The sequence below is a fragment of the Salinimicrobium xinjiangense DSM 19287 genome, assembly GCF_000423585.1.
Taxonomy (GTDB): domain Bacteria; phylum Bacteroidota; class Bacteroidia; order Flavobacteriales; family Flavobacteriaceae; genus Salinimicrobium; species Salinimicrobium xinjiangense.
Window position 1 is genome coordinate 59,997 of sequence record NZ_KE384054.1, and the last position, 24,386, is coordinate 84,382.

The 24,386-nt window shown below is 41.9% G+C and carries 28 protein-coding genes; 15 read left to right on the forward strand and 13 right to left on the reverse strand.

From position 1 onward, the window contains the following. Together G564_RS0113405 and G564_RS0113410 are read right to left on the reverse strand one after the other, a co-directional pair. Nucleotides 1-753, reverse strand: coding sequence for an SDR family NAD(P)-dependent oxidoreductase (locus G564_RS0113405; RefSeq protein WP_029038104.1), 753 nt, complete (start codon nt 751-753; stop codon nt 1-3). A 21-nt stretch (nt 754-774) separates the two neighbouring features. Beyond that, nucleotides 775-1,542, reverse strand: coding sequence for an aldo-keto reductase family protein (locus G564_RS0113410; protein WP_029038105.1), 768 nt, complete (start codon nt 1,540-1,542; stop codon nt 775-777). A 150-nt stretch (nt 1,543-1,692) separates the two neighbouring features. On the opposite strand from G564_RS0113410, the gene G564_RS0113415 reads away from it, so the two are divergent. The 10 genes from G564_RS0113415 (at nt 1,693) to can (ending at nt 12,359) form a co-directional block, all read left to right on the forward strand. Next, the gene (locus G564_RS0113415) at nt 1,693-2,499 is read left to right on the forward strand and encodes a DUF4382 domain-containing protein (protein ID WP_029038106.1); all 807 of its coding nucleotides are present in this window, start codon (nt 1,693-1,695) and stop codon (nt 2,497-2,499) included. A 148-nt stretch (nt 2,500-2,647) separates the two neighbouring features. Beyond that, the gene (locus G564_RS0113420) at nt 2,648-3,652 is read left to right on the forward strand and encodes an AAA family ATPase (protein WP_029038107.1); all 1,005 of its coding nucleotides are present in this window, start codon (nt 2,648-2,650) and stop codon (nt 3,650-3,652) included. A gap of 81 nt (nt 3,653-3,733) precedes the next feature. Then, a complete protein-coding gene (locus G564_RS0113425; protein ID WP_029038108.1) occupies nt 3,734-4,597 on the forward strand; it encodes a DUF58 domain-containing protein in 864 nt (287 codons plus the stop codon). A gap of 3 nt (nt 4,598-4,600) precedes the next feature. Further along, nucleotides 4,601-6,244, forward strand: coding sequence for a DUF4381 domain-containing protein (locus G564_RS0113430; protein ID WP_156879245.1), 1,644 nt, complete (start codon nt 4,601-4,603; stop codon nt 6,242-6,244). Further along, nucleotides 6,244-7,248, forward strand: coding sequence for a vWA domain-containing protein (locus G564_RS0113435; protein WP_029038110.1), 1,005 nt, complete (start codon nt 6,244-6,246; stop codon nt 7,246-7,248). Before G564_RS0113430 ends, G564_RS0113435 begins: the two co-directional genes overlap by 1 nt. 10 nt (nt 7,249-7,258) lie before the next feature. Further along, the gene (locus tag G564_RS0113440) at nt 7,259-8,299 is read left to right on the forward strand and encodes a vWA domain-containing protein (protein ID WP_029038111.1); all 1,041 of its coding nucleotides are present in this window, start codon (nt 7,259-7,261) and stop codon (nt 8,297-8,299) included. Beyond that, a complete protein-coding gene (locus G564_RS0113445) occupies nt 8,299-9,180 on the forward strand; it encodes a tetratricopeptide repeat protein (protein ID WP_245583695.1) in 882 nt (293 codons plus the stop codon). The genes G564_RS0113440 and G564_RS0113445 overlap by 1 nt, the downstream gene beginning before the upstream one ends. 6 nt (nt 9,181-9,186) lie before the next feature. After that, complete coding sequence (locus G564_RS0113450; RefSeq protein WP_029038113.1) at nt 9,187-10,953, forward strand: BatD family protein; 1,767 nt, start codon at nt 9,187-9,189, stop codon at nt 10,951-10,953. Next, entirely contained in the window at nt 10,950-11,699 is a 750-nt protein-coding gene (locus G564_RS0113455; protein WP_029038114.1) for an SH3 domain-containing protein, read from the forward strand. Before G564_RS0113450 ends, G564_RS0113455 begins: the two co-directional genes overlap by 4 nt. Before the next feature lie 24 nt (nt 11,700-11,723). After that, nucleotides 11,724-12,359: a carbonate dehydratase gene (gene can / locus G564_RS0113460; RefSeq protein ID WP_029038115.1), complete on the forward strand. Its 636-nt coding sequence runs from the start codon at nt 11,724-11,726 to the stop codon at nt 12,357-12,359. Between the two features lie 31 nt (nt 12,360-12,390). Here the strand turns inward: can and G564_RS0113465 are convergent, their stop codons facing one another. Then, a complete protein-coding gene (locus tag G564_RS0113465) occupies nt 12,391-12,921 on the reverse strand; it encodes a CvpA family protein (protein WP_029038116.1) in 531 nt (176 codons plus the stop codon). A 47-nt stretch (nt 12,922-12,968) separates the two neighbouring features. Here G564_RS0113465 and G564_RS0113470 point away from each other — a divergent pair, with 47 nt between their 5' ends. The 4 genes from G564_RS0113470 to G564_RS0113485 all read left to right on the forward strand — a co-directional run bounded on the left by G564_RS0113470 (nt 12,969) and on the right by G564_RS0113485 (nt 15,003). After that, complete coding sequence (locus tag G564_RS0113470) at nt 12,969-13,325, forward strand: hypothetical protein (RefSeq protein WP_029038117.1); 357 nt, start codon at nt 12,969-12,971, stop codon at nt 13,323-13,325. A 99-nt stretch (nt 13,326-13,424) separates the two neighbouring features. Then, nucleotides 13,425-14,444: a phenylalanine--tRNA ligase subunit alpha gene (gene pheS, locus G564_RS0113475; protein ID WP_029038118.1), complete on the forward strand. Its 1,020-nt coding sequence runs from the start codon at nt 13,425-13,427 to the stop codon at nt 14,442-14,444. Next, on the forward strand, nt 14,441-14,608 hold the full coding sequence (locus G564_RS20345) for a hypothetical protein (RefSeq protein ID WP_156879246.1): 168 nt from the start codon (nt 14,441-14,443) through the stop codon (nt 14,606-14,608). Before pheS ends, G564_RS20345 begins: the two co-directional genes overlap by 4 nt. Beyond that, entirely contained in the window at nt 14,608-15,003 is a 396-nt protein-coding gene (locus G564_RS0113485) for a hypothetical protein (RefSeq protein ID WP_029038119.1), read from the forward strand. The genes G564_RS20345 and G564_RS0113485 overlap by 1 nt, the downstream gene beginning before the upstream one ends. Nucleotides 15,004-15,098: 95 nt before the next feature. Here G564_RS0113485 and G564_RS0113490 read toward each other — a convergent pair whose 3' ends face one another. From G564_RS0113490 to G564_RS0113530, 9 genes are all read right to left on the reverse strand, one after another. After that, nucleotides 15,099-16,094: an NAD(P)H-dependent glycerol-3-phosphate dehydrogenase gene (locus G564_RS0113490; protein ID WP_029038120.1), complete on the reverse strand. Its 996-nt coding sequence runs from the start codon at nt 16,092-16,094 to the stop codon at nt 15,099-15,101. Nucleotides 16,095-16,341: 247 nt separating this feature from the next. Beyond that, nucleotides 16,342-16,926: a nicotinate (nicotinamide) nucleotide adenylyltransferase gene (gene nadD / locus G564_RS0113495; RefSeq protein ID WP_029038121.1), complete on the reverse strand. Its 585-nt coding sequence runs from the start codon at nt 16,924-16,926 to the stop codon at nt 16,342-16,344. Then, nucleotides 16,923-17,513, reverse strand: a complete 591-nt coding sequence (gmk, locus tag G564_RS0113500) for a guanylate kinase (protein WP_029038122.1) — start codon at nt 17,511-17,513, stop codon at nt 16,923-16,925. The genes nadD and gmk overlap by 4 nt, the downstream gene beginning before the upstream one ends. Next, entirely contained in the window at nt 17,513-18,370 is an 858-nt protein-coding gene (locus G564_RS0113505) for a YicC/YloC family endoribonuclease (RefSeq protein ID WP_029038123.1), read from the reverse strand. The genes gmk and G564_RS0113505 overlap by 1 nt, the downstream gene beginning before the upstream one ends. 234 nt (nt 18,371-18,604) lie before the next feature. After that, the gene (locus G564_RS0113510) at nt 18,605-19,312 is read right to left on the reverse strand and encodes a TVP38/TMEM64 family protein (protein ID WP_029038124.1); all 708 of its coding nucleotides are present in this window, start codon (nt 19,310-19,312) and stop codon (nt 18,605-18,607) included. A 36-nt stretch (nt 19,313-19,348) separates the two neighbouring features. Further along, nucleotides 19,349-20,194 (reverse strand): SdiA-regulated domain-containing protein, encoded by an 846-nt coding sequence (locus G564_RS0113515; RefSeq protein WP_029038125.1) that lies wholly within the window; start codon nt 20,192-20,194, stop codon nt 19,349-19,351. Nucleotides 20,195-20,200: 6 nt separating this feature from the next. Further along, a complete protein-coding gene (locus G564_RS0113520) occupies nt 20,201-20,644 on the reverse strand; it encodes a hypothetical protein (RefSeq protein ID WP_156879247.1) in 444 nt (147 codons plus the stop codon). Between the two features lie 43 nt (nt 20,645-20,687). Next, nucleotides 20,688-21,956, reverse strand: a complete 1,269-nt coding sequence (locus G564_RS0113525; RefSeq protein ID WP_029038127.1) for a sensor histidine kinase — start codon at nt 21,954-21,956, stop codon at nt 20,688-20,690. Next, nucleotides 21,953-22,630: a response regulator transcription factor gene (locus G564_RS0113530; RefSeq protein ID WP_029038128.1), complete on the reverse strand. Its 678-nt coding sequence runs from the start codon at nt 22,628-22,630 to the stop codon at nt 21,953-21,955. The genes G564_RS0113525 and G564_RS0113530 overlap by 4 nt, the downstream gene beginning before the upstream one ends. Before the next feature lie 111 nt (nt 22,631-22,741). Here G564_RS0113530 and G564_RS19335 point away from each other — a divergent pair, with 111 nt between their 5' ends. After that, nucleotides 22,742-23,173 carry a PepSY-like domain-containing protein gene (locus tag G564_RS19335; protein WP_051205476.1) on the forward strand — a complete coding sequence of 144 codons (432 nt, stop codon included), beginning with the start codon at nt 22,742-22,744 and terminating at the stop codon, nt 23,171-23,173. 311 nt (nt 23,174-23,484) lie between these two features. Here the strand turns inward: G564_RS19335 and G564_RS0113550 are convergent, their stop codons facing one another. Beyond that, a complete protein-coding gene (locus tag G564_RS0113550) occupies nt 23,485-24,318 on the reverse strand; it encodes a DUF1206 domain-containing protein (protein ID WP_029038130.1) in 834 nt (277 codons plus the stop codon). Nucleotides 24,319-24,386 lie beyond the last annotated feature (68 nt).

Here is a 24,386-nt window from a genome sequence, read left to right on the forward strand (position 1 = left end):
CTATTCCTTATGCACAATAGTAGAACTGGCTTGTGCTGTTGGCAGCACGAGCAGGTCGGCAATATTAACATGAGCGGGACGTGTGACCATGAAGACAATAATATCTGCAATGTCTTCAGGCTTCAATGCCCGGTATCCCTCATAAACTGATTTAGCCCTTTCTGAATCTCCCTTAAATCTTACTTCACTAAAATTCGTTTCCACCAACCCGGGATTGATGGCGCCTACTCTAATTCCCTTTCCGTTAAGATCAATCCGCATTCCCTTACTAATTGCATCCACTGCGTGTTTACTGGCGCTGTAGACATTTCCGTTTGGATAAACTTCCTTTCCGGCAATTGAGCCAATATTGATGATGTCTCCAGATCCTCTTTCTACCATCTGCGGAATAAGCTCCCGGCTCACGTAAAGCAGACCTTTAACATTGATATCGATCATGGCATCCCAATCTTCAAGGTTTCCGCTTTGAATAGGATCAAGACCGTGAGCGTTACCTGCATTATTTACCAGCAGATCGATGTTCTTTGATTCCTTCGGAAGGCTTTCAATTGCTTTTTTTACTTCTTCTTTGCTGCGAACATCAAACTGAAGGATCTCTACTTTTACTTTTTCCTGAAGTTGAGTTTTAAGGTCAGTCAGGGGCTCTTTTCTTCTGCCGCAAATGACCAGGTTGAAGCCGGCTTCGGCAAGAGCAATAGCTGTTGCTTTTCCAATTCCGCTGCTGGCTCCTGTCACTAAAGCTGTTTTATTCATAGGTGTCAAAAATGTGTTTTTTTACAATCGTTCCGGAAACTTTTCAAGATCTTCATCAATGATGGATGCATGAAAGGCTTTAAAGGCCGAATCTATTACTGCTTCAGAATTTCCTTTTATTACTGCGTGGAATTGTGCTTTATGATGCAATAGCCACGCGAAAAGTATTTCTTTGGGCCTCAAGCTGTATTTCTGCGCAAGTTTATTGAGTTCCTCGTGCTCATTTTCCCAATCTCCGCTTTCGGGAATGATCATCTGTGTTGTTTCTTCGGAAGCAGGTTCAGCTAAAGTAAGACTTTTAATGGCTCCCGGGCCGAGCTTCAATGTTGAAATAGTGGCGCTGGCAGGAAAATCCTTTAAAAAATCTTTTTTCTCCCCCGGCCTATTTTCCAGGACTCCAACTTCCACTATTTTCCCCCGGGCTCTAAATCTTTCAACCGCGGAAAGTAATACGTCTGCAGGGGCATTAAAGTCGAGAATTAAAAGATCAAGGTAATCGGTGTCCAGGATTTCAAGAATTTGTTCCACCCGGCTGATGATACTTTCTTCATCTGACAAATTATCACCCGGGCAGGCTATGATCTGGATCTCGTCACGACTAAGGCCACTTTCGCTAAAAGCAGTGCCAAGACCGGAATCATAGGTGTCTGCATGGCAGAAGTCAACGAGAAAAGTAGTGATGCCCTTTTCAATACAATGCTGAAACAGATGAATTTTGGCTCCCTTTGAAAGCTCCTGCCATCCTGCAGGATCCTGGATAATACGCGAATAAGAATTTCTTTGCCTCATTTTTTAAAAGTAAGGAACTCCTGCATTTTAGCTGAAACCGGGGTTGTTAAAGGAAACCACCTTAAAGTTAAAAAAAGTTAAACTTCATTTGCCGATAAATTAAACCCTTTTATCGTGCGTTATTAAGCCTAAACTAAAAAACAATCTTTTATGAAAAAGTATCATTTATTTTTATTCTTATTCGCTCTGGTTACAGGGTTTGTTAGTTGTAGTTCAGATGATTCGTCAGGGTCCGAAGAAAAAGCAAGGGTTTCTGTGAGACTTACTGATGCTCCGGGAGACTACAAACATGTTTACGTAGAAGTTGAAGATGTAATGATCAAATCCACTGCTGAAGGGGAGGAAGAAGAAGGCTGGGTAAGTCTTGGAGGTGTAAACACGGGAGTTATAGATCTTCTTAGTCTGACCGGCGGAGTGACCGAACTTCTTGCAGACACAGAAATTGAAGCTGGTTACGTACATCAAATGAGGCTGGTACTAGGGGATCAAAACACCATTGTTCTTAATAACGGTACAGAGGCAGAGCATGTTTTGAAAACTCCAAGTGCACAACAGTCAGGTCTTAAGGTCAACATTGATCAGGAACTTGAGGCCGGAAAGAATTATACTTTTATCCTGGATTTTGATGTGGATAAATCTGTAGTAACTACAGGAAATGGTGCCTTTTTGCTTCATCCTGTACTTAGAGTTGCTGCTGAAGCCGATACAGGCTCTATTGTTGGAAGTGTTCATCCTACCACAGAGCAGGTACTGATAACTGTTCAAAGTGGTTCTCTGCATGCTTCTGCTTATACAGATGCCAGTGGAAATTTCCAGATCCACGGACTTCCTGCAGGTAGTTACAAACTTACAGCTACTCCTGCTGAAGGTTCAGGTTTAAATATTGCAATTGTAAATAATGTTACAGTTACAGCCGGAAGCGATGTTGAGGTAGATACGCTATGGCTGGATGAATAAAAATTAAAATCCTATATGATAAAAAAAAAGCAGCGGTATCCCCGCTGCTTTTCTTTTAACATAAATTTAAGATAATTTGGTTGAATATTTGCTGAGGTTGCGCCGTAGACCTTAGATAAGTATCTTCACCTAATAAAAAATAATATTCATGCTTGAAAATAACAACCCGGTAGACATAGCCAGTATCAATGAAAAAATTGAGCGCGAGAGTGCTTTTGTTGATATACTTAGTTCAGAAATGAGGAAGGTCATAGTAGGCCAGAAGCACATGGTTGAACGCTTGTTGATCGGGTTATTGGGGCAGGGACATATTCTTCTCGAAGGAGTTCCCGGTCTTGCAAAGACCCTTGCCATAAATACTCTGGCTCAGGCTGTTCACGGATCCTTCAGCAGGATTCAGTTTACGCCAGATCTACTTCCGGCAGATGTTATAGGTACCCTTATTTACAATATGAAGCTGAATGATTTCAGCATTAAGAAAGGGCCTATATTTGCAAACTTCGTACTTGCCGATGAGATAAACCGTGCTCCTGCCAAGGTGCAGTCTGCACTGCTTGAAGCGATGCAGGAAAAGCAGGTGACCATAGGGGAGGAAACATTTATTCTTGACAGACCATTTCTTGTAATGGCAACTCAAAACCCTGTGGAACAGGAAGGAACTTATCCTTTGCCTGAAGCCCAGGTTGACCGTTTTATGCTGAAAACGGTGATCAAATATCCTGAAATGGCCGATGAGCAAATGATCATCAGAGCGAATCTTAAAGGCAGCTTTGAAAAAGTGAACCCTGTAGTGAGCCTTGAACAGATTGCCAGAGCACAGCAGGCGGTTCGGGAAGTTTATATGGATGAAAAGATTGAAAAATATATACTCGATATAGTTTTTGCCACTCGTTTTCCGGAAAAATACAGACTTGAAAATCTCAAGCCTTTGATCAATTTTGGAGCTTCTCCAAGGGGAAGTATTAACCTGGCCACTGCTGCAAAATGTTACGCTTTTATCAAGCGTCGCGGCTACGTTGTACCCGAAGATGTTCGCGCTGTAGTACATGATGTGCTGCGTCACAGAATTGGGATTACCTATGAGGCCGAGGCAGAAAACGTAACTTCCGAAGATATCATAAATAAGATCGTCAACGAGATCGAAGTCCCATAATCAATGATCAATTATCAATTAACAATGATCAGTTTTCTGAGTCCATTGTTAATTGTTCATTGTTAATTGTCAATTGAAGAAATGGATACTAAGGAGTTACTCAAAAAAGTCAGAAAAATAGAGATCAAAACCCGCCGGTTAAGTGATCACATTTTTGGTGGGGAATACCATTCTACTTTTAAGGGACGGGGGATGACCTTCAGTGAAGTCCGGCAGTACCAGTTTGGAGATGACGTGCGGAATATTGACTGGAATGTCACTGCCCGCTATTCTGAACCTTTTGTAAAAGTCTTTGAAGAGGAGCGTGAACTTACCATGATGCTGGTGGTTGATGTTTCCGGCTCCGGACTGTTTGGAACCCGCAACGGATTTAAACAGGATATCATTACAGAAATTGCTGCTACTCTGGCATTTTCGGCTACACAGAACAACGATAAGATTGGTCTCATCCTGTTTTCGGATGTTATAGAATTATACATCCCGCCTAAAAAGGGACGGTCACATGTTTTGAGGATCATCAGGGAATTGCTTGAGTTCGAACCTAAAAGCCGAAAAACCGACCTGGAAAATGCGCTGAGTTATTTATCGCGGGTCATGAAAAAGAAAGCCATTGTTTTTGTGCTTTCTGATTTTATTGCCGAAGATTATCAGCGTACTCTTAAGATTAGCAGCGGGCGTCATGACATAACCGGCATCAGGGTGTATGACGAGCGGGAAGAAAGCATACCTAATCTGGGAATGGTAGCCATGCAGGATGAAGAATCTGGCAAAAGGATTATGGTTGACACCTCTTCTCGTGAAGTTCGAAACAACTATAGCAAATACTACCGCGACCGGGTAGATTACTTTGTTGAAAGCTTCAGGCGAAGTGGTGCGGGAAGCCTGAGTACGAGAGTCGACGAAAGCTATGTAAAGAAATTACTGGGGTATTTTAAGGACAGATAAAAAATGATGACAGAAAAAATATTGAGGCAGAATGACATTTTTGACACCTTAGGGAGAAGAGGATTCTCCTTCTGCTTTTTTCTATTTTTCCTATTCTTCGTTCCTGCAGGACTGCAGGCACAGGAGGTGGAGGCTTCTGTTGATACAACTACCATTAAGATCGGAGAGCAAATCACCTACAGGCTTTCGGTAGAAATTGAGGATAACAAGGTCGTGGTTTTTCCGGAGGGACAGACTTTCTCCCCGCTTGAAATGATCGAAGCTTATGCGATTGACACCAGCAAAATTGGAGATCGTCAAAGGCTCATCAGGGAGTATGCCCTCACACAGTTTGATTCCGGGAGTTATGTTATTCCGCGGCAACTGGTACTTATAGGAGATCGGGAATTCCGCACAGATTCCTTTGCTGTAGTAGTAAACGATGTTGTAGTGGATACCACCAAACAGAAAATGTATCCTATAAAACCTTCCGTAGCAGTGCCGCCGGCTTTTGGTATTCCAATCTGGCTGTGGTGGGTTCTTGGATTGATCCTTCTCGGGGTAGTAGCTTATTTACTTTACCGCAGCCGGAAAAAACGAAAAGAAGCTGCGCAAAGACTACCGCCTTATGAACAGGCATTGTTTGAACTGAAGCAACTCGACGATTCCCACCTGTTGGAGCAGCGGGAGTTAAAAGAATATTATTCCCAGCTATCTGCTGCGGTACGTCGATATCTCGATGGGGAAGTCTATGATCACGCTTTAGAAAGTACAACCAATGAATTGATCGCTTATCTGGAAACCGAAAGGGACAGAGGGAAGTTAAAGCTGGAGGACACAACGATTACCCGTTTAAAGGTGATCCTGGAACGTGCCGACCTTGCAAAATTTGCAAACTCCCGACCCGATGTGCTTACCGCAAAAGAAGACAGGCAAAGTGTGGAAAATGTTATTAAAGACACCAAAGCTTCCATTCCGCAGCCTACCGAAGAGGACCTGTTAAGGGATCAGGAGTACAGGGAAAGGCTGGAGCGAAAAAAGAAGGTCAAAAAGATCATTTTTGGGATCCTTGCTGTTATTATTCTTCTTAGCGCCGGCACCGCCTATATCATTTCTACAAAAGGTCTCGAATTCTTCGCCGATACCTATTTAGGGAATACAAGTAAAGAAATGCTGGAAGGAGAATGGGTGTCCAGTGAATATGGTACTCCTGCAGTTACAATAGCCACACCAGATGTGCTGGTGAGAGACATGAGTGATACAACAGGAATTGCCATAGGAAGAGAAACCTTCAGGTATGGAAGCCTTGAAAGCAATCTATTCGTGAGTGTCAATACCCGCCCGGCAAGTGAAGATTTTAGCCTGGATTCTGCATTGGAAGAAGTATATGCTTATCTCGAAAAAAGAGGTGCAACTAATATTATTACGAAACAGGAAAAAATTACCACGCTCAATGGACTGGATGGTTTGAAGATTTTCGGAACCATGGGCTTTCAAAAAAATGAAAAATCGGGAGTGCTTCAGAAAAAGTATTCCATCCTTAACTTCGGAATGGGAGAGGGATACCAGCAGGTGGTAATGATCTATAATGAAAACGACAAATATGCCGAAGAGATCGCACAGCGAATCGCCACTTCGGTTGAATTGATAAAAAACAGGCAGAATTAATGTTTGAGAGATTCGTCTTTGAAGATCCGCAGTTCTTTTGGCTTTTGCTGCTTTTGCCGCTGGCCCTGGCCTGGTATGTCTGGAAAAGAAACAGGCAAACAGCCGAACTCAGGATCTCGAACATCAAAGGTTTTGAGACCAAACCCGGAATAATGGGTAAGCTGCGGCCTGTGCTTTTTGTTCTCAGACTCCTGGTACTTGCTTTGGTTATCACTGCATTGGCCCGCCCCAGAACGGTGGATGTCTCTTCACGCACCAGCAGTAACTTTGGAATTGATATCGTCATGGCGATAGACATCTCTGCCAGTATGCTGGCCCGGGATCTCGATCCTAACAGACTTGAAGCCACAAAAAAAGTTGCTGCCGATTTTGTGCGTAACCGTCCTGCCGACAGAATTGGGCTGGTAGTATACGCCGGTGAAAGTTTTACACAGACTCCAATCACCAGTGATAAGAGTATTGTACTGGGTGCCCTTGAGGCAATAGAATACAACAAGATGCTGGAAAATGGTACCGCCATTGGTATGGGACTGGCCACTGCTGTCAACCGTTTAAAGGATAGTCAGGCAGAAAGCAAGGTGATCATACTGCTTACAGATGGTATGAACAATGCCGGATTCCTTGATCCAAAGATCGCAAGTGAGCTGGCCGTTGAATTCGGGATTAAAACCTATACTATTGGAGTGGGAAGTAACGGCACTGCCTTATCTCCAATTGCCATTTTACCTAATGGAAATTTCCAGTACGGCCGGGTGCCGGTAGAAATAGATGAAGCCCTGATGAAAGAAATAGCCGATGCAACCGGTGGAAAGTACTTCCGGGCGACAGATAATAAATCCCTGGAAAAAATTTATGAGGAAATCGATACCTTGGAGAAAACAGAGATCGAGGAATTCAGATATTATAATTACGAGGAAAAATTCAGGCCTTTGATATTATTGGCAGGATTTTTATTGTTGTTTGAGGTATTGTTGAGGTTCACTGTTTTCAGAAGTTTTGTTTAAATATTAGAAGATGTTCCTGTTAGAAGATAAGACATATTTATGGTTGTTGATTGGCATTCCGGTGATTGTGCTGTTATATGCCATGGTGGTTTTCTGGCAAAAAAGAACACAACGAAAATTTGCAGATAAAGAGCTGCTGGATAAATTGAGCCCTAACCGCTCTACAGGGAAACAGGTACTTAAGATCATCCTGCTTTGCCTTGCTCTTGCCAGTTTTGTCATAGCGCTGGTGAATCCGCAGTTTGGCACAAAATTGGAAACGGTTAAGCGGGAGGGCGTTGACGTGGTATTTGCAGTAGATGTATCCAAGAGTATGCTGGCCGAAGATATCGCGCCAAACCGACTTGAGAAATCCAAACAGCTGGTTACCCAGATCATAAATAATCTGGCCAGTGACCGGGTTGGGATCATCGCTTATGCAGGTAGTGCTTTTCCGCAGTTGCCAATCACGACAGATTATGCAGCGGCAAAAATGTTCCTGCAAAACATGAATACCGATATGCTTTCCTCGCAGGGAACAGCAATCAGGGAAGCAATTGAGCTTTCCCAAACCTATTTTAATGATGCTGAACAAACCAACAGGGTATTGTTCCTCATTAGTGACGGGGAAGATCACGAGGGTAATATTGAAGGCATAGCAGAAGAAGCTGCTAAAAAAGGCATCAGGATAGTGACAATAGGAGTGGGAACACAAAAGGGAGGTCCTATTCCGGAGAAAAGAAACGGAGTTGTTCAGAATTATAAAAAAGATAACCGGGGAGAAACAGTGATCACACGACTGGACGAAAAAACTCTTATGGAAATTGCTGCAGCCGCGAACGGAAGATATATTGATGGCCGTGTGACCTCGCGGGTGGTGGAAGAAGTAACAGAGATCCTGCAGAATATGGACAAGAAAGAGTTTGAATCACAACAGGTAGCTGAATATAAAAGCCAGTTTCAGTGGTTCTTAGGTTTGGGTCTGCTTTTTCTTCTTTTGGATATCTTATTACTTGAAAGACAGACAGCCTGGTTAAAAAGATTAAATTTGTTTAACGAAAAAAGGAGTTGATGATGAAAAGGATGTTTAGAAAATACCTCTTGAAAATGACCTTTTTGGGACTTGTTTTTTCTTTTCCCCTTTTTGCTGTTGCTCAGAATAAACCTGATGTTGCAGCTAAGGCGGCAAAAAAATACATGCAGGAGGCCGAGGCAGCACTCGCTGATAATGATATGGCTACCGCCGAAGCTTATTACCGCAAGGCTATAGCTAAAGACCCCGAAAACGCAGAAGCTAAATATAACCTTGGAAATCTTTATTATAACAAAGAGATCACATCCCAGGCTTTAGACCGGCATGCAGATGCGGCAACTACCGCAAAGCAGAAGCCTCTTAAACACGATGCTTTTCACAATAAAGGGAATGCTTTTATGAAGCAGAAAAAATACAGTGAAGCCGTTGAAGCCTATAAGCAGTCACTTAGAAATAATCCGAAGGATGATGAAACCCGCTATAACCTGGCCCTGGCAAAAAAGATGCTGGAGGAAGAGCTGAAAGAAGGCGGGGGTGGTGACAGTAAGGATAAGGAACAGCAGGATCAGCAGAATCAACAGGATCAAAACGAACAACAGGACGGCGAAGGAGAAAAAGAGCAGAGTGAGGATGGTCAGCCCGATGATAAAGAGGGTGGTGATCAAAAAGAAGATGAGAATAAAGAAGGCGATCAGAAAAAAGAAAATGCAGGCGAACCCGATGATAAGCAGGAACAAAAGAATGAAAAGCCTAAGGAAGGAGAAGAGCCTAAACAGCCCCAGCAGCGACCTGGGCAACTTTCTCCTCAACAGGTGAAGAACCTGCTTGAAGCAATGGGAAATGAAGAAAAGAAAGTACAGGAAAAGATCAACGCCAGGAAAGAAAAGGGTGTGCCTGTAAAAACGGAAAAAGACTGGTAAGGAAAAATGAAGAACAAACTGGTACTTTTAATAATGTTCATGGTTTCGAGCCTTGCAATAGGGCAGGTTCAGTTTGAAGCCAAAGTGAGCAAAAACAGGCTCGGGGTCAATGAGCGCCTGCGGGTGGATTTTGTTATGAATGAAGATGGAGACAACTTTAATCCTCCATCTTTCACAAATTTTACTGTGGTGGGCGGCCCTAACCAGGCAGTAAGTAATACCTGGGTGAACGGGAAAAGGAGCTACTCCAAAACCTACAGTTATTTTCTTGCTCCCAAAGGGCGCGGTAATTTTACCATAGGGCAGGCAGAGATCACGATAGACGGGAATGTCTATAAGACTATGCCCGTGCAGGTGGAAGTAACTGCAGCTGTAGATCAGCCCACAGACGGGGAAAATTCTGAATATATAGCATCAGAAAATATACATCTGGTGGCCGAGATCTCCAATACCAATCCTTATCTCAATGAAGCGATCACTGTAGTTTATAAGCTCTATGTAAGTCCGCGGATCAATGTGAGTGACTGGCGACAGCTCGACAATCCGAAATTCAGCGACTTCTGGAGTCAGAATATTGATATTCAAAGACTGGAGGTAGAGAACGGGACATACAAGGGAGAACCTTATCGTTATGTAGTGCTTCGGAAAACGGTGCTGTATCCTCAAAAAACCGGAAAACTCAATATTGAACCCCTTACGCTGAATATTTCTGTAGAAGTACCCGGCAACCGAAGGGATATTTTTGGCAACAGGTTCTATGAAACAGTTGATAAAGTTGTTGCCGCCGGGAACCGGGTAATAGAGGTAAAACCACTTCCCGAAGCGGGAAAACCGGCAGATTTTACCGGGGCGGTAGGTAAAAACCTCAATTTAAAAGTTACTGCTAATAAAACTGAACTTAGAGCTACAGAGTCCTTACAGGCTAAAGTCGAGGTGACCGGGCAGGGGAATTTAAAATTATTCGATCTTCCGCCGTTGACAGTTCCGGCCTCAATGGAGCAATATGAACCGGAATATTCTGAAAATGTCAGGACAAATATTAACGGGATGCAGGGCAGCATTGCCAATACCTATACGCTGGTGCCCCAGGTACGTGGGAAATATCCCATTCCGCCTTTGAGCTTCAGCTATTTCGATCTGAATTCCCAGTCGTACAAAACCCTTACTTCACAGGAGATAATGCTGGACGTTGCAGCCCCTCCTGCAGGCAGCGGAGTAGCTTCGGGTTCTTCAGGTTCAAACGGAGTGGCACAACAGGTTCCTGCTGCGACAAATCAATTTAGATATATTAAACTGAATACATCCCTGCGTGCTATTGGGGAGGAACCTTTTATTGGTTCGGTACTGTTCTGGAGTTTATTTTTGGGGCCGGTACTTTTAATACCCTTAGCTATTCTCTTCGGAAAAAGAAGGGAAGCTATTGCAGGAGACGTGCGTGGTAACCGGATAAGAAAAGCCGATCGCCTGGCGCGCAAATATCTTTCAGAAGCTAAAAAGAATCTCGGAGATCAGAATAAATTCTACGATTCTCTGGAACGGGCGCTGCATAATTATCTGAAGGCAAAGCTACATATCCAGACCAGTGAGATGAGCAAGGAGAGGATAAGTGAATTGCTGAGAAGTAAAGGAGTAGATGCTTCGACAGAGACAGAATTTATAGAACTACTCAAGAGCTGTGAATTCGCCAGGTATACACCTGCATCCAATGTGGCCATGCAGCAGGACTATGACAAAGCCGTAAGAGTAATTTCAGAAATTGACAAACAGGTATGAAAAAGCTGATCTTTTTACTGGCACTTACTTTTAGCTTAGGCGGATATTCCCAAAATGAAATGCTATTCGAAAGAGCTAATGAAGCTTATGCCGCAGGAGAATTTGAAAAAGCTGTAGAAAATTACGAACAGATCCTGGCAAACGGAGAGACTTCGGCAGCTTTACATTATAATCTCGGGAATGCTTATTACCGTCTCGATCGTGTGGCTCCCAGTATTTATCATTACGAGAAGGCACTACAGCTAAACCCGGGAGATGAGGATGCCCGGAACAATCTTGTCTTTGCCAAAAACATGGCCATTGATGCCATAGGCGAGGAAGCTAAAGGAGGTTTTTGGGGGATTTTCAGCAGGTCTACTTCTGCTTTTACCGCTGCAGGTTGGGGATGGATAGCCATTTTCTGTATGCTTTTGTTCGTGGTATTTTTCCTGGTGTACTACTTCAGCCGAAGAACAACTACTAAAAGGCTCCTGTTTATAGGCAGTATGTTTTTCCTGGTGATGGCAATTGCTTCCGCAGTTGTTGGCTTCACAAAAGATTCTTTGCAACAGGAAAGCTCTTTTGCTATAGTTTTTACCGAACAGGTGGAGGTGAAAAGCGAACCTTCACCGCGGGCCGGGGAAGCTTTTTTACTTCATGAAGGTGCCAAGGTAAAGATCACCGAAAACTTCCAGGATTGGGTGGAAATAGAACTGCCAAATGGAAGCCGTGGGTGGATGCAGGAAAATGATCTGAAAAAACTGTAAATTAGCATTACAAAAATTTATGCTATGCCAGATTTCTATAAAAAGATTATCCAGAATAATAAAGAATGGGTTGAGGGAATCATCAAAGAAGATCCCGACTATTTTAAAAGATTAGCTGAAGGACAGAAACCTCCGTTATTATGGATTGGTTGTGCTGATAGCCGGGTGCCTGCGAATCAAATTATCGGCGCCCAGCCGGGAGAGGTTTTTGTGCACCGCAACATTGCCAATATGGTAATACATTCAGACATGAATATGTTGAGTGTTCTGGATTACGCAGTAAACGTGCTAAAGGTTGAGCACGTGATCGTGTGTGGCCACTATGGTTGTGGGGGAATAAAAGCGGCTATGGGCAATAATTCCATTGGTCTTATCGATAACTGGATTAGACACATCAAAAATATATACAGGCTTCACAAAAAGGAACTTGATGCGATTGAAGATGAAGATACCCGTTTTGACCGTTTCGTAGAACTTAACGTTGTCGAACAGGTTTATGATCTTGCAAAAACTTCTATTGTGCAGGGAGCCTGGAGAAATGGTCAAAAGCTGCATTTACATGGCTGGGCTTATGGAGTTGGTTCAGGAATAATCAAGGATCTTAATGTGAATGTGAGCAGTGAAGATCAATTGGACGAGGTTTACCAGTTAAACTTTTAATATACCTTTTAAAATGGGGATTTTTTGGGTATTATCTGGGAGCTTCGTCAGCTTCAGGAGAGGTTTCGAAAAGATCCCCTTCTTTTACTTCTTCAATAATGGTAGGTAAAATTGCAGGGGCAAGTACCCTTACCGGGCCATAAAGTACAGATTCTTCTTTGGTGGTCTCTTCGGTATCGAATACTTCAAAGCGTTCGATGAACATTATAAAGATACTTGCCAAAAATGCCATTTTAAGCACTCCAAATATTCCGCCGGCCAACCTGTTGATAATTCCCAGGGCAACCATGTGTACCATTTTAGTTAGGAAACTTCCGGCCAGCGATATTAAGATGGCGACAATAAAAAAGGTAACTGCAAAAGATAGGATACTGAGGTACTTTTCATCCCAATCAATGAAGGAGTTGAGAAAACTATAGGTTGCTCCCGAAAAATGTATGGCGGCGTAGATCCCGCCAATAAGGGAGAGAAGGCCTGCAAGTTCTGCAAAAAAGCCTTTAAAAAGTCCTCTTACAAGTCCAAGCAGGAGGAAGATACTGAGGAGCAGGTCCAGAATATTCATGTTCTCAAAGATAGTAAATTCCCGTTCTTAGTAATTATCTTTGCGCCATGTCTAGAGATGAACAATTAAAACAGCGTTGGGCTGAAGTAGAAGAAAAGCTGTCGCGGCAATTTGCAGACGGTGAGAAGCTCGAGCTTGATGCCATTATATATATTATCGGGCTTCAGGAACTGGGGCAGATACATAGAAAATATAAGAAAGATCATAAGCTGGATCTTATGCACATTGCTATATGCCGGCTTCTCGAACCCTACGGCTACTACGAATTCGAATATTTTGATGATGAGGGCTGGCCACATTACAAGGTGGTGGAGCACCTGCCGCAACTTAAATCGGGGGAGCAACAGGTGTTGATGAAAGAAGCTATAGTGCAGTATTTCCTTGAAAAAGAATATATAGAATAATATTTTTTGGAAGCTTAGAACCCAAGGAATTGGGTTGGCAGGTGCAGTTGAAGTGCCGGTTAATTTTCATAAATTTGCGCTTCCTAAAGAAAAGGGACCATGACAGAAACCATTAAGGAGCATATCTCTGAAATTGAAGCTTTTCAAGCTGCAACTAAAGAGGAAGTAGAAAATTTTCGTATAAAATACCTTGGCAAAAAGGGTATTTTGAATCAGTATTTTGCTGAATTTAAAGCAGTGCCGAATGAAGAGAAAAAAGCTTTTGGCCAGGCAGTGAATCAGTTGAAAGATGCTGCTACCAATAAAGTACAGCAGCTTAAGGAGGAGCTCGAGAGCCGCGAAGAGGACAAAGGTGTATACGGCGACCTTACCCGTCCCGGGGAACCGGTGGAAATTGGGGCACGTCATCCAATTTCTATTGTGAAGAACCAGATCATCGAGATCTTTTCCAATATTGGTTTCAATGTTTCTGAAGGTCCTGAAATGGAAGATGACTGGCACAATTTTACTGCTTTGAACCTTCCGGAATATCATCCTGCGAGAGACATGCAGGATACCTTCTTTATTCAGACGAATCCAGATGTGCTGCTCCGCACCCACACCTCTTCGGTACAGGTGCGGTACATGGAAAATAACAAGCCGCCAATTAGAACTATTTCCCCCGGAAGAGTTTTTAGAAATGAGGCCATCTCGGCCAGATCACACTGTATCTTTCATCAGGTGGAAGGATTGTACGTGGACAAAAATGTTTCGTTTGCAGATTTGAAGCAAACTTTGTTGTATTTTACAAAGCAGTTGTTCGGAAAATCAAAGATCAGGTTACGACCTTCTTATTTTCCGTTTACAGAGCCTAGTGCAGAGGTAGATATTTACTGGGGCCTTGAAACAGAAACCGATTACCGTATCACAAAAGGTACCGGATGGCTGGAGATCATGGGCTGTGGGATGGTAGATCCAAATGTACTACGCAACTGTAACATAGATCCTTCAGAATATTCTGGTTTTGCTTTTGGGATGGGAATAGAAAGAATTGCCATGTTGCTCTACCAGATAGGTGATATTCGAATGTTCTATGAAAACGACATGAGATTTCTGGAACAATTTAAATCCTCTATATGAAAACAGCAGGTTTAGTAGTCATCGGAATTATTGCACTGGCAGTTATTATACTATTAATAGCAGTAGAAATCATTGAGTTTACCATAGGAGCCATCCTTCTTGGAGTTGCTGCTCTAATTCTATGGGGACTATATAAATGGATTAAAGGCAAGGTCAGCGATTAGTGAAGAAGGATATAGAAATTCCCGAGGTTAAAGGAGTTTTTCTTGCTGCAGTAAGGGAAAAACATGAGGAATACGGCAGTCTTGACTGGAATGCCTATCTAATAAATGATCGTGGTGAAGCAATCGAAGGTGTCCTGATCGTCTCCAAAGGATACGACGGAAAAAGAGAAACTTCTACCATGAGGCATAGTTTAACCGAATTGCCGGCCCAATCTTTTGCCAAAGTTGAATTTCTACAGGAGGACGTGCTTCAGCTGAACAACGAATTCTCTGTTTCCTTCTTTGCTGAAGGAAAGATGTTTCACAAGAAATTTGTTTTCCGAAAGAACAGTATCAATGAAAAGGCATTACAGGAACTTCCTGTGATGCAGAGGAAGGGTGTGCTACTTAAATAGTTAATTGGTGATTAGTGAATGGTTAATTGGAAGAAGTGGTGAACTTAAAAAGTTTTAAACCTTCCTGAACCTCCAGCCTATTAACCAATAACTAGTTAATCCAGTTTCTCCGCCAATTTCTTGAAAACCTTCTTAGGCTCTTTGCCCTGGTATAGAATGCCGTAAACGGCATTGATGATTGGAGTTTTGGCACCTGTTTCCTGTACAATTTTATAGGCACTTTCTGTTGCGTAGTAACCTTCGGCAACCATGCTCATTTCCATCTGAGCGCTTTTTACGGTGTAGCCTTTACCAATCATATTACCAAACATCCTGTTACGGCTGAAGATAGAATATCCCGTCACCAATAAATCTCCCAGATAGGCGGAATCATTGATGTTCCTCTTCATTTTGTGGACTTTTTTGATGAACTTCTTCATCTCTCTAATCGCATTACTCATTAATACGCTCTGGAAGTTGTCTCCGTAGCCAAGTCCGTGGGCAATACCGGCGGCTATTGCATAAATATTCTTAAGCATAGCTGCATATTCGGTACCCACAATGTCGTCGCTGGTCTTACAGGTAATATAATCGCTGCTGAGGTTTTTGGCTACCAACTTTGCCTTCTCTTCATCAGAACAGGCGATGGTCAAATAGGAAAGCCTTTCCAAAGCCACCTCCTCGGCATGACAGGGGCCGGTTATCACTCCAATATTATCATAAGGAATGTTATAGGTTTTATGGAAATGTTCTCCTACAATAAGACTGGTTTCGGGCACGATACCTTTAATTGCAGAAAAAATGATCTTTCCTTCCAGGGATTCTGTGAGGTTGTCCAATTCCCGCTTTAGAAATGCAGAAGGTATAGCAAAAATCAGCACGTCGGCTCTTCTAACGGCTTCATTGATATCATTGGTAAGATGCAGCTGGGTGACGTCAAATTCTACAGAACTCAGGTAATTTGGATTGTGTTCCTGTTTTTTGATATGCTCAATGGCATACACACTACGCATATACCAGGTGACCTCGTCGAGGTTTTCACAAAGCATTTTTACATTAGCTGTGGCCCAGCTTCCTCCGCCTATAACAGCGAATTTCGGCGATTTTTCCATAAAAATTTTGGTTCTGTCTCCAAAAATAAGGAAAATATAAGGCTTGTAAAGAATGGCTGCACCAAAGAAAATTTTAAAACCTTGTGCAGGAGCCTAAAACTTTAACATTTAGAAGGTTAAATATTACGTACGAAGAAAAATAAATCTGCGTTATACTATTAAGAAGATTTAATTTGAAGAGTTTAATCTTTTTTGGTTGGTTAGTTAGTGAAGAGATTGCCTCCGGATGAGTCCGGAGGCAATTTTTTTATCTGTAGAAATTCATTTCGTCAATATACTTCCAGACTTTGGAAGGTAAAAGCGGCCGAACATCCTTACCTGCTTTAATAGCTTTTCTTATGAATGTCGATGTGATCTCAATTCTTGGAGCATCAGTCAGGGTAATTTTAGGATGGTCAATGAGATCGGAACGTGTTTCACCTTCAGAATAGCGCGGATATACAATGATATCATGCCGCTCCAGGATTACCTCATAATTTTTCCATTTTGGAAAGCTTTTAAGGTTGTCTTCTCCCATGATGAGTACAAATTCATAATCGGGATATTTTTCTTCAAGATGTGCAAGGGTATATACTGTATAATTCGGTTGCGGAAGATTAAACTCAATATCACTGGGTTTGATCCCGGGATAATCTTCGCACAGCTGCCACACCATTTCAAAGCGGTGGTGATTATTTAAAAGGCTGCTCTTTTTCTTGAAGGGATTGTGAGGAGTGACTACCATCCACACCTCTGTAAGATCGGTATATTGGAGCAGGTGATTGGCGAGGATAAGATGCCCTATATGTACAGGGTTAAAAGTTCCAAAAAACAGACCTATTCTTTTTTTCACTTTTTGGATATTTTGCTGGCTCCTACAAAATCTGAAACCAGGGAATAAGCTTCTTCCAGTGCTGTATTAAGATCATTGTTCACGATGATATGATCAAATTGCGGAGCCGTGGCCAGTTCAATGGAAGCTTTTGCCACTCTCATGTTGATCTTGTCCATGGATTCGGTTTCCCGTTTTTTTAACCTGATCTTTAATTCCTCAATACTCGGCGGCTTCACAAAAACTGCGAGGGTTTTTTCCGGATATATATTTTTAATGTCCAATCCTCCCACAACATCAATGTCAAATATGACATTTTTACCATGCGACCAGATCCTTTCTACCTCTGCTTTAAGAGTGCCGTAGAAATTGTCACGGTAAACTTCCTCCCACTCAAGAAATTCGTCATTTTTGATCTTGTCCTTAAATTCTCTTAGACTAAGAAAGTAGTAATCTTTTCCATGCTCCTCGGTTCCCCTTGGTTCCCTTGAGGTGGCCGATATAGAAAATTCGAGGTTCAGTTCTTCCTGGGCGAGCAAATATTTTACAATAGTGGTTTTGCCGGATCCCGATGGAGCCGAAAAAACGATCAGTTTTCCGTCTGCCATTACAGTACGTTTAGAAGTTGTTCTTTTATTTTTTCCAGCTCGTCCTTCATTTGAACTACAAGCTGTTGCATAGGGGCGTAATTAGATTTGCTTCCTATGGTATTGATCTCACGACCCATTTCCTGGGAAATAAAGCCTAATTTTTTTCCATTGGAGTCCGAAGAATTTAAAGTCTTCAGAAAATAATCCATGTGGTTTTCCAGTCTTACTTTTTCTTCAGTAATATCAAATTTTTCGATGTAGAAGATCAACTCCTGTTCAAACCTGTTTTCATCAACATTTTCTTTGAGATCGGCCACACCTTTTTGAAGACGTTCTCTCACTCCTGCTATTCTTTCGGGATCCATAGCGATCACCTGCTTTAGGAGTTCCTGAATATTTAAAGCTCTTTGTTCCAGTTCTTCTTCAAGCACCTTACCTTCAGCAGACCTAAAATCATTGATCTCCCTCAGGGCTTCATCTACTGCTTCTTCTATTGCCTTGAATTCATCTTCATTGATCTCCTCCCTTTCAGTCTTAAAAGCATCGGGCATGCGAACAGCCATTTGCAGCAGTTCAACATCACTCGCAGGATGGATCTCCCGTAACTGAGTCATGTATTTCCTTATTGCAGGGGAATTAACTGCAGATGATGTTTCTTCTCCCGTAACTTCAACATAGACTGAAAAATCGACTTTTCCGCGGATTAGTTCCCGTGAGATCTTATTGCGAAGTTGCAATTCCTTCTCCCGGTACTGGGACGGAATGCGTGCATTGAGATCTAAATTTTTGCTGTTAAGGGATTTTATCTCAACAGTAATCTTTTTGGAAGGAAGCTGTAAAACGCTTTTTCCAAAGCCGGTCATTGACTGGATCATGCTTGTTTTTTAGTGTTGCGCAAAGATAAGGAATTCTTTAGCAGAGCATAATCGGGGAGGCCTTGATTTTTATTCTCCTGGATGGCGTGACCTGAAATGATATAAAATTGATAAGGATATGCCTGTCAAAATGAATAATTCATGCGCCAGGTTACGAGCCTAATCTTTCATCCTGTATTCGAATCCAGGTTCGAGCTCGAAGTCATTTTTAGAAATCTATCGATTTCCTCATTTTCATGACTTTCTTTTTTTCTTATCCCAATAGACATAAAGACCAAACAGAATAAGACTTATCAAAGATCCCCAAAACAATCCGGTCTTTAAAGCATCAGTACTCTTTCCAATAATTGCTATAAACAACGTAAGGGGCGCGATACCAACCAGGGTAGCACCAATAAATTTCCAGTAGCCCATCTGTAGAATACCTGCTACAAAACTAATGGCGTCATTAGAAAGGAAAGGATTGAGCCGGGTGACAATGACTGCCCAAAAGCCATAATCATCAATAAAGTCGCTGATCTTCTTTTCATTTTTATACCCAATAAGTTTCTCAACTATTACCGGCCCAAAATATCTTCCAATATAATACCCTACAGAAGAGGCTGAATATACTGCTGCAAATATGATACAGCTGCCCCACACAGGGCCGTAGGCAAGCACCGAAACAACCATCAATAAAATTGTGGGAATTACCAGGAGAAACATTTGTGCGATCATAGCCAGCACCAGCACTATAGGACCAAACCAGCCAAAATTTGCTACCCAGTTTCTAATCCTGCTTTGATCATCACTTGTAAGAACATTCCAGGCTTCTGTAAGCCACGCCTGTACTCCGGGGATAAAGAAGTATGAAAGGACAAGCGATATAATGATTCCGGCCGAAATGTAAAGCGGGAGCTTGCTCTGCTTTACAGAGGTGGTTTCAATTGATTGTTCTTCCATATAATTTTTTGCTGGTTTTGGGTTGCAGGTTTGCTGCTATTTACGGTTTAGGACAACTTTGAGGATATTTGCAGGAGCGTTTTCCGCTTCATTTGAAATGTAAAGATCTCCTTCAGGATTAAAGGTGAGGCCTTCGGGATTGCCGAATTCTTCAGGCGTTAGGATGAAAAGTTCTTTAGGAGTTCCATCCTGTTCCGTAATAAGGATTTTTGGTCGGGTACCGTCAAGGATATAATACTCACCTCTCTCGGGATGAATATTAATTTCTCCCGGTGAAAATTTTTCTTTCTCCTTTACCTTCTGAAAGATAGGATCTGAGAAATTCACGGTAAATAGAGGCCCACTTGCAGAAGCTTTTTGTATTATATCTATTGCATAGATCTCTTTTTGTTGAGATGAACCTTTGCGATCTTTTACTGCCAGTAAGAGGCGATTATTTGCAGGGTCGGCACATATCCCTTCTATGTTGATGCCGGGAAGCCGGTTGAGATTTGTTACATGTTTCTGTACCTGCGGATCTTCTTTCATAAATCCTGAAATTACTATTATGATTCCGTCGCTGCGCAGCACGTAAGCGTCCTTCCCAACAATGGCTATGCCTTCATAATCTCCGCCGCTTCCAAACTTAATTTCCTTTTCCACCCTGGAATTTTTGAGGTTGTAAATAAATATTATCCCATCTTCGTCCTGTACGCAGGCGATGCGATCTTCACCAATCCAGGCTATTCCGGAGACTTCATTTAAAGCTTCCGGTAAATCCCATTTTTCGAGGATCTTGTATTTTAAAGGCTCTCTTTCAAGTTCAGAAGCTTTCCCCTTGCATGCACTAATCATGCTCAGTGTGCCTATTAAAACAAGTATTCCAAAAATGACTTTTTTCATAGCTTTTTATTTCCAGTAGGTTCGATTCGCTTCTATTTCTCCCGCGGCATTCAGTACAATTTTCTTGTCAATGAAAAACCTGTTTATTTCCACCTGATACAGAATTTCCTCTGCGATTTTCACCCACTCGGGATCTTCTATTTTCTTTTGTCCATATTCTTTTTCAAGTGTTTGCTGAACTGCAGGTGGGAGTTCATTCCATTCTATTTCCTTCTTTTCCTTTAGTATATTTCCGGAAGCGTGGATAACTGCCGAATGATCCTTTCCATTTAAATTGAAGTCAACCTCGTAATCCTGCCCGGATGGATTAAATTCAGCATCTTTTGCATCAGCATATTGAGCCCAGAATTCATTCAGGATGACAGAAGGCACTTCTGCGTAGGGATAGTCGTCGTCGCAGGACAACAACAGAACACTCACCAGAATCAAGAAGAAATTTTTAAAATTCACTTTTTACCTTTTCCGCTAATTTGAGGCAGGAAACTGGAAAGAATTAGGAACTTTGAAATTTAATTGTAAAGACATGTTTTTGAGAAGTGTAGGTGTAGCTGAGCTCTAAATTCATTTTGTCAGCTATGGCTTTTGAAATTGCCAGGCCAAGTCCGGTTGAATCTGCCTTTTCAGCTCCTTTAAATCTGCTGAAGATCCTGCTTGTAACAAGAGCTTTCGTCCCCGGATTCTTAAACTCAATTTTTCCTGAAGAAATATTGACTTCCACAGCACTACCGGAATGACTGTGTAAAATTGCATTTTTGAGCAGGTTTGAAATGAGGATACCTGCCAGATCTTTATTTCCGGAATGTTCGTTACTTTCTTCTTCAGATAAAATGATTTTCACGTCCCGGTGCACGACAAAATCTTCAAATTCTGCTATTATTTGTTTTACAAGTGCATTCCAGTCAATTTTTTCTGTTTCGGCAAACTGCCTGTTCTCAATGCGGGAGAGCAGTAAGAGTGATCTGTTAAGGCGGGTGAGTTTTTCCAGGCTTTGAAGTACAGCACCCAGCTCTTCCATCTGCTTCGGCGGAAGATCGGCATTCTCGGCCATTAACTCCAACTTATTGATGCTAATAGCGAGCGGGGTTTGCAGCTCATGCGAAGCATTTTCAATGAATTCTTTCTGACTCTTATAACTTTCTACCGATTTTTTCAATAGCCTGTCGACTCTTTTGTTTAGTAACTGAAATTCCTCAATATTGGTTTTTTCAAACTTGATCTTGTCATCTTTTTCTATACTGAAATTCTCGAGCCTTCGAAGAAGCTTGTAGAAAGGCTTCCATGCCTTCTGCTGAAAGAAACTGTTCAGTAAAACTATGGTCAGGACCAAACCCAAATAGAGCCACAGCAGAGAAAAGAAAAGTTCCTTCTGAAGATCATCTTCCTCGACCATGGAAGTAACCACCTTGATCTTGTAAAATGAATCATCCTGCTGAAAAACACTTTCTAAAAGACGTACCGGCTCATATTCAGATTCATTCTCCATGAACATGAGCGTGTCCCTGTAAGCATCAGTATAATCTTTACTAAGTTCTGGTGTGGTCGGCGTGATAATGTAATTGCCATCCTCAAAAGCTGATTTTTCAAGGATTGAGGGCTCCTGCCTTGCTTTCCTTATTATCAACATTTTCTGGTTGTCGAGGCCGTCATCCATACTGTCATAGATCTCATCCAGGATCTCAAAGTAGAAGATCAGCGCCCAGAACGCCAGCAAAAATACAAGGATTACTGCAAAATAGGTTGTGGTGTAATTTAGGAGCTTCATACAACCAGGAGCTTATAACCTATTCCATAAATTGCTTTGATCTCGAGTCCCGCATTTTTATCTGAAAGTTTTTTTCGTAAGTTCTTGATCTGGGAATAAATAAAATCAAAGTTATCTGACTGGTCAATGTAATCGCCCCATACATGTTCTGCCAGCGCCGATTTGCTAACAAGCCTGTTTTGATTGGTACAGAGATAGAACAGGACATCAAATTCCTTCCGGTTGAGCTCGAGTTCTTCACTATTCACCTTCACCTGGTGGCTATCAATATTTATTGTCACATTGGCAACCTTCAGTAAATTACTTCCGTCCAATTTTCGTCGCCGAAGGACTGCTTTGACCCTGGCATTTAGTTCAGCCATATGAAAAGGCTTGGGAAGATAATCATCAGCGCCCAGTTCCAGGCCATGAACCTTGTCATCGAGAGAATCCTTAGCCGAAACTATGATTACTGAATCTGAGTAACCTTTATTTTTGAGGGTTTTCAGGATCTCGAGACCGTTTCCGTCGGGTAAGCCAATATCCAGTAGAATACAATCGTAGTCATAAACTCCAATCTTTGATAAAGCTTCTTTGTAGGTGGCTACAGGCTCCACCAGGAAATCTTCTTTTTCCAAAGTAGCCTGCATATTATGCCTCATGTCTTTCTCGTCTTCGATGATAAGGATCTTCATACGTCCAAAAGTAGGAGTGAATTTGGGAAAGATTTAGGATTCATGAAAAGCTGATTCCTAAGTTTTTCCAGATTTGCAGGCTTTCTTCGCATCAAATTAAAAAAACAAGTTATGAAAAAAGTAATTGTATCAGCGTTTTTCGCGCTATTCTCAGTAGGGATATTTGCACAGGCAAACACAAGTAATTTGCCGGGGACTGCCAAAGATTTCATCAATCAGCATTTTTCCGGTGATGATGTTCAGGAGGTAAAAGAATATAGTACCTGGCAAATCTGGGAAGATGAGAAGTATGAGGTAACACTTGCCAACGGCATTGAACTGGATTTTGATGAAAATGGGAATATAATTGAAATTGATAGTCAAAATAATGAAGCTATACCGATGTCGGCTTTGCCTTCTAAGATTACTTCTTATCTACAATCCAACTACCCAAACGCCAAGGTCATAGGATGGGAAAAACAGGATAAGGAACAGGAGGTGGAATTAGCTGATGGAACTGAACTGGAATTTGACTCTGATGGGAATTTTAGAAAGATAGATTAACTCCTTTAATATGTTATATCTAAAAGAGGTTAGCCTAAAGTTAGCCTCTTTTAGACTTTAGTGATTAAATTAATTTAAAGTCTGTAAGGATGCTGGCAGGAATAAAGTTTTTGAGGATACTGTGTCTCGTTCTATTAATGCTCAGTGTTATTATTACAACCATATGGATTATTGAGCTAAATTTTCCCGCGGAAGAGGTATCTGAAATAAACACACAACATCTTCAATGGATCTCCTGGTATGTTACAGCTCCTCTGGTTGTAATTTATGCTACCATAAAGTTGATAGAATTTCTAGTCAGGCAATAATTCCTACTGCAGGGTAGTTAAATTAGCATGTCTTGCAACCATGATATGAAATATGCCGTAACCAATAAGACCCAGAGCTGTAGCGCCAAGCAGAAAAGATCCATAGGAGAAGGAGAGCAGGTACTGTAAGGCGCCTTCAGTTCCTTTATAGATGTTGGCATTGTGCTGAAGAATTACTTTGATCAAAAAGAAAGAAATAATTCCAAAGACCACCCCACGTGAGATATATCCAAACCTGCCGGACCTTCTAATGAAGTCATATTCGTGTTTGATCTCGGGGTAGTTGTCAATTTTTTTCATGAATTTTCCATCTTTTGCAATTTTAAATTGCCAAAGTGCCTGTCCGGCTACAACCAGGGCCAGGATCCAGAGTATCAATTTTCCCCAATCTGTAGAAAGTAACTCCCAAAGCGCAGCTTTTTCTTCCAGATTTCCATCTGAATTTCCTCCACTACCGGTTTGAAAGCTTGTAACAAGTGGCTTGAAAAATGAATATGCGATAATTCCGTAAAATACTCCGGAATAAAAAAAGCGAAATCTCCTGAACCCGTTTTGAATATTATTTTTCCTGATTAGTTTACCCGGCAGGAACAGGGCCTCGTAAAATCTCCAAAGCGTATAAGCCGATAGGCCCAGAGCTATTAATGCTCCCAGAATTTTCCCCATGGGCAGGGTGAGCAGATATTTTATTGCCCCATCTGTACTGCTAATTTCTCCTCCCTGGTCAAAGGCTGCCAAAAAGGTGAGCGTACCTATAAGAAGATAGACCACTCCTTTAGTAAAAAAGCCGGCAGTACGCACCTTTGCCACATGTCCCTCATCGGGGTCTAAATTCATGCTGATTTTTTCACTAATTTAATTTTTTCCGGAATCTGTGCTGCAGGAAGCCGCTTTTTTAACCTCGA

Bases quoted from the DNA above. Each gene is read 5' to 3' on its own strand.
- G564_RS0113405 (WP_029038104.1), bottom strand. From the start codon at position 753: ATGAATAAAACAGCTTTAGTGACAGGAGCCAGCAGCGGAATTGGAAAA.
- G564_RS0113410 (WP_029038105.1), bottom strand. From the start codon at position 1,542: ATGAGGCAAAGAAATTCTTATTCGCGTATTATCCAGGATCCTGCAGGA.
- G564_RS0113415 (WP_029038106.1), top strand. From the start codon at position 1,693: ATGAAAAAGTATCATTTATTTTTATTCTTATTCGCTCTGGTTACAGGG.
- G564_RS0113420 (WP_029038107.1), top strand. From the start codon at position 2,648: ATGCTTGAAAATAACAACCCGGTAGACATAGCCAGTATCAATGAAAAA.
- G564_RS0113425 (WP_029038108.1), top strand. From the start codon at position 3,734: ATGGATACTAAGGAGTTACTCAAAAAAGTCAGAAAAATAGAGATCAAA.
- G564_RS0113430 (WP_156879245.1), top strand. From the start codon at position 4,601: ATGATGACAGAAAAAATATTGAGGCAGAATGACATTTTTGACACCTTA.
- G564_RS0113435 (WP_029038110.1), top strand. From the start codon at position 6,244: ATGTTTGAGAGATTCGTCTTTGAAGATCCGCAGTTCTTTTGGCTTTTG.
- G564_RS0113440 (WP_029038111.1), top strand. From the start codon at position 7,259: ATGTTCCTGTTAGAAGATAAGACATATTTATGGTTGTTGATTGGCATT.
- G564_RS0113445 (WP_245583695.1), top strand. From the start codon at position 8,299: ATGATGAAAAGGATGTTTAGAAAATACCTCTTGAAAATGACCTTTTTG.
- G564_RS0113450 (WP_029038113.1), top strand. From the start codon at position 9,187: ATGAAGAACAAACTGGTACTTTTAATAATGTTCATGGTTTCGAGCCTT.
- G564_RS0113455 (WP_029038114.1), top strand. From the start codon at position 10,950: ATGAAAAAGCTGATCTTTTTACTGGCACTTACTTTTAGCTTAGGCGGA.
- can (WP_029038115.1), top strand. From the start codon at position 11,724: ATGCCAGATTTCTATAAAAAGATTATCCAGAATAATAAAGAATGGGTT.
- G564_RS0113465 (WP_029038116.1), bottom strand. From the start codon at position 12,921: ATGAATATTCTGGACCTGCTCCTCAGTATCTTCCTCCTGCTTGGACTT.
- G564_RS0113470 (WP_029038117.1), top strand. From the start codon at position 12,969: ATGTCTAGAGATGAACAATTAAAACAGCGTTGGGCTGAAGTAGAAGAA.
- pheS (WP_029038118.1), top strand. From the start codon at position 13,425: ATGACAGAAACCATTAAGGAGCATATCTCTGAAATTGAAGCTTTTCAA.
- G564_RS20345 (WP_156879246.1), top strand. From the start codon at position 14,441: ATGAAAACAGCAGGTTTAGTAGTCATCGGAATTATTGCACTGGCAGTT.
- G564_RS0113490 (WP_029038120.1), bottom strand. From the start codon at position 16,094: ATGGAAAAATCGCCGAAATTCGCTGTTATAGGCGGAGGAAGCTGGGCC.
- gmk (WP_029038122.1), bottom strand. From the start codon at position 17,513: ATGGCAGACGGAAAACTGATCGTTTTTTCGGCTCCATCGGGATCCGGC.
- G564_RS0113505 (WP_029038123.1), bottom strand. From the start codon at position 18,370: ATGATCCAGTCAATGACCGGCTTTGGAAAAAGCGTTTTACAGCTTCCT.
- G564_RS0113510 (WP_029038124.1), bottom strand. From the start codon at position 19,312: ATGGAAGAACAATCAATTGAAACCACCTCTGTAAAGCAGAGCAAGCTC.
- G564_RS0113515 (WP_029038125.1), bottom strand. From the start codon at position 20,194: ATGAAAAAAGTCATTTTTGGAATACTTGTTTTAATAGGCACACTGAGC.
- G564_RS0113525 (WP_029038127.1), bottom strand. From the start codon at position 21,956: ATGAAGCTCCTAAATTACACCACAACCTATTTTGCAGTAATCCTTGTA.
- G564_RS0113530 (WP_029038128.1), bottom strand. From the start codon at position 22,630: ATGAAGATCCTTATCATCGAAGACGAGAAAGACATGAGGCATAATATG.
- G564_RS19335 (WP_051205476.1), top strand. From the start codon at position 22,742: ATGAAAAAAGTAATTGTATCAGCGTTTTTCGCGCTATTCTCAGTAGGG.
- G564_RS0113550 (WP_029038130.1), bottom strand. From the start codon at position 24,318: ATGAATTTAGACCCCGATGAGGGACATGTGGCAAAGGTGCGTACTGCC.